This is a genomic window from Candidatus Anoxymicrobium japonicum, from assembly GCA_002843005.1.
Taxonomy (GTDB): Bacteria; Actinomycetota; Geothermincolia; order Fen-727; family Anoxymicrobiaceae; genus Anoxymicrobium; species Anoxymicrobium japonicum.
On record PHEX01000099.1, the window covers coordinates 1 to 3,983 of the forward strand.

General features: G+C 58.1%; 4 protein-coding genes. All 4 read left to right on the forward strand.

The genetic code is table 11. The features are described from left to right. Positions 1-22: 22 nt before the first annotated feature. Positions 23-1,543, forward strand: coding sequence for a nitrogenase molybdenum-iron protein subunit beta (gene nifK, locus CVT63_07985; GenBank protein PKQ27441.1), 1,521 nt, complete (start codon positions 23-25; stop codon positions 1,541-1,543). A 57-nt stretch (positions 1,544-1,600) separates the two neighbouring features. Beyond that, positions 1,601-1,948, forward strand: a complete 348-nt coding sequence (locus CVT63_07990; protein ID PKQ27438.1) for a ferredoxin — start codon at positions 1,601-1,603, stop codon at positions 1,946-1,948. Between the two features lie 268 nt (positions 1,949-2,216). After that, on the forward strand, positions 2,217-2,528 hold the full coding sequence (locus CVT63_07995) for a hypothetical protein (protein PKQ27439.1): 312 nt from the start codon (positions 2,217-2,219) through the stop codon (positions 2,526-2,528). A gap of 172 nt (positions 2,529-2,700) precedes the next feature. Further along, positions 2,701-3,983: nitrogenase iron-molybdenum cofactor biosynthesis protein NifE (locus CVT63_08000; protein PKQ27440.1), on the forward strand; the 1,283-nt coding region annotated here is incomplete at its 3' end.

Below are 3,983 nucleotides of genomic sequence, written 5' to 3' on the forward strand. Positions count from 1 at the left end.
AAAAGTATTAGACCACTTCGAGTTGTTCCGCGAACCCGAATACAAGGAAATGTTCGCGAACAAGAAGGAAAATTTTGAATATGCCGTTCCGCTTGAGGAAATGAAAAGCCAGGTGGAATACGCCAAGACCTGGGAATACCGCGAGAAGAACTTCAACCGCGAAGCGCTGACCGTCAATCCAGCCAAGGCCTGCCAGCCGCTGGGTGCCGTGTTCGCTGCCGTCGGTTTCGAGAGCACCCTGCCCTTCGTGCACGGTTCGCAAGGCTGCGTAGCGTACTACCGCTCGCACTTCAGCCGTCACTTCAAGGAGCCGACTTCCTGCGTATCCTCCTCCATGACGGAAGACGCCGCAGTGTTCGGCGGCCTCAACAACATGGTGGACGGTCTGGCCAACTCCTACAGCCTGTACAAGCCGAAGATGATAGCAGTCTCCACCACCTGCATGGCGGAAGTGATCGGCGATGACCTCAACGCCTTCATCAAGACTTCCAAGGAAAAAGGCTCTATCCCGGCTGAATATGACGTACCGTTTGCCCACACGCCAGCCTTCGTCGGCAGCCATATCACCGGCTACGACAATGCGCTGCGCGGCGTGCTGACCCACTTCTGGGACGGCAAGGCCGGCACGACCGAACCAATGGTGCGCAAGCCCAATGACAGCATCAACTTCATCGGCGGCTTCGACGGCTACGTGGTCGGCAACAACCGCGAAGTGAAGCGCATCCTCAATGAGTTCGGCGTCGATTACACCATGCTGTGCGACCCGTCCGACGTCTGGGATACACCGACTGACGGCGAATTCCGCATGTACGATGGCGGCACCACATTGGAAGATGCTGCCAATGCGCTGCATGCCAAGGGCACCATCGTCATGCAATCGATCTGCGCAGAAAAGACGGCTGCCTTTATCGAAGAGCATGGCCAGGAAGTCGTGCGCCTGCACCACCCGGTTGGCGTGGCAGGTACCGACGAGTTCCTGATGGCGGTCTCCAAGCTGACCGGCAAGCCGATTCCTGAAAGCCTCACCAAGGAACGCGGCCGCCTGGTGGATGCCATCGCCGACTCCAGCGCGCACATTCACGGCAAGAAGTTCGCGCTGTACGGCGACCCTGACCTGATGCTGGGCCTCACCGCCTTCCTGCTGGAACTGGGTGCAGAACCTGTGCACGTGCTCTCGACCAACGGTGACGCCGATTGGGCTGCCAAGGTACAGGCGCTGTTCGATGCCTCGCCATTCGGCAAGAACTGCCACGTCTACGCCAAGAAGGACCTCTGGCACATGCGCTCACTGCTGTTCACGGAGCCGGTCGACTTCCTCATCGGCAACACCTACGGCAAATACCTGGACCGCGACACCGGCACACCGCTGATCCGCCTCGGCTTCCCGATCTTCGATCGTCACCACAAGCATCGTTACCCAGTGTGGGGCTATCAAGGTGCGATGAATGTGCTGGTCACCATCCTCGACAAGATCTTCGATGTGATGGACGCTGACACCAACGGCATTGCAACGACGGACTACAGTTTCGACATCATCCGTTAATCGCAGAACGGTCATCGGGTGCCAGCCGCCCGATGACCGCCAGCCCGAGGAAACAACATGGCAAACATTACTTTCAGCTCGCCAAAAATGAAAAAGGACCTCACGGTCTATGCCACGGCAGGCGATACCAGCACACTGCTGGCTCTGGCCAAGGAGCACAAGATCCCGGTGGATTTCGAGTGCGAGAACGGCGAATGCGGTTCCTGCGCGGTCAAGGTCACCATCCTGGCCAACAAGCAGCCCATGGGCATGCACCTCACCGAAAAGGAAAAGACGGTGCTCAACCTCGCCGGCAAGATCACCAAGGACCAGATCAAGGATGCCGAAGTCAATGACATCCCGCCACCATGGCGTCTGGCCTGCCAGTTCATCGTGCGTAATGAAGATGTACTGGTGAGCTTATAGTTTTCCAGCCACCTCCAAAGTTTTCCGGCTATCGCTCAAAAGGCAATGGCTGAGGAGAGGACACTACCCCTCTCCAAAGTATGACCTTATTCATAATCACGGCTCCTCTCTTCGCCTCCTCTCCGGAGGCATCTTTTTTTCCAGTACACGTCATGCCTTATAATTCAGTGAGAGAAACCCGGCGCATCATATCCGGCGCAAAAACTGAACAATGGAGCACTCAATGGCAGCAAACCCCAGGCCCGGCCAACCCAGCCTACGCATGAGCATGGACGCATTCTGCGCCTGGGATGGCGACACCCTGGTGCTGAATATCCTCGGCACCCCGAGCGCGAAGAAGGATGCCATCGGCAAGGTCAAGGGCCGCCAGCTCAAGGTCAGCGTCACGGCCACACCGGTAGCAGGCAAGGCGACCGACCACATGGTCAAGTTCCTGGCACCGGCGTTCGGCGTCTCCACCGGCGACATCGAAGTGGTATTCGGCAGGTTCAACGTCAACAAGCAGCTGCGCATCCGGTCGCCCAAACAGTTGCCGAGTGTCATCGAGAAGTTTCTCGCCGAGCAGGCGAACAAGGCCTGATATCGCCTCTCGGCAGTAAAACGTCGCTTTTGTCGGGTTTGCGACGCAGCTCAATTTTCACGCTTATCCATTAAAAACAGATACTTAAATAGCGCTCGCCGACTGGCATGGAGTTTGCTGAAGTCTGACTATCCTGGTCATCCAGACCATTACAGACACAGGCGAACCCATCATGGCATCCCTCAGCGAGAAGGTGCAGGACGTTTTCAACGAACCCGGTTGCGACAAGAACCAGGCCAAGGGTGAGAAGGAACGCAAAAAGGGCTGTACCAAGCAACTGACGCCCGGTGCGGCGGCCGGGGGCTGCGCCTTCGATGGCGCCAAGATCGCCCTGCAGCCGATCACCGACGTCGCGCATCTGGTACACGGCCCCATCGCCTGCGAGGGCAACGGCTGGGACAACCGCGGCGCAAAGTCGTCCGATTCGCTGCTCTACCGCACCGGTTTCACCACCGACATCAACGAGCTGGATGTGGTCTACGGCGGCGAGAAGCGCCTGTACAAATCCATCCGCGAAATCCTCGACAAATACGACCCGCCTGCCGTTTTCGTTTACCAGACCTGCGTCACCGCACTCATTGGCGACGATATCGAGGCGGTGTGCAAGGCGGCGACAGCCAAGTTCGGCAAGCCCATCATCCCCATTAATGCGCCCGGCTTCGTCGGCAGCAAGAATCTCGGCAACAAGCTGGCGGGCGAGGCGTTGCTGGAATACGTCATCGGCACTGAAGAACCGGAATACACCACGCCTTACGACATCAACATCATCGGCGAGTACAACCTGGCCGGCGAGTTGTGGCAGGTGAAACCGCTGCTGGACGAGCTCGGCATCCGCATCCTTTCCTGCATCTCAGGCGACGCCAAGTACAAGGAAGTGGCGTATTCGCACCGCGCCAAGGCGGCAATGATGGTGTGCTCGAAAGCCATGATCAACGTCGCGCGCAAGATGGAGGAACGCTACGGCATCCCCTTCTTCGAAGGTTCGTTCTACGGCATAGGCGACATGAGCGACAGCCTGCGCCAGATCGCCAAACTGCTGGTGCAACAAGGCGCGCCGGAAGAATTGCTGTCGCGCACGGAAAAACTGATCTTCCGCGAGGAAAGCCGCGCCTGGGAGCAGATCAACCATTACCGCAAGCGGCTTGAAGGCAAGAAAGTGCTGCTCATTACCGGCGGTGTCAAGTCGTGGTCGGTGGTCGCCGCGCTGCAGGAAGGCGGCATGGAAGTGGTCGGCACCAGCGTGAAGAAATCCACGGCCGAGGACAAGGAAAAGATCAAGGAGATCATGGGCGAGGACGCGCACATGTTCGACGACATGCGCCCGCGCGACATGTACGCCATGCTCAAGGAATCGCGTGCCGACATCATGCTTTCCGGCGGCCGCAGCCAGTTCATCGCACTCAAGGTCAAGATGCCTTGGCTCGATATCAACCAGGAACGCCATCACGCCTATGC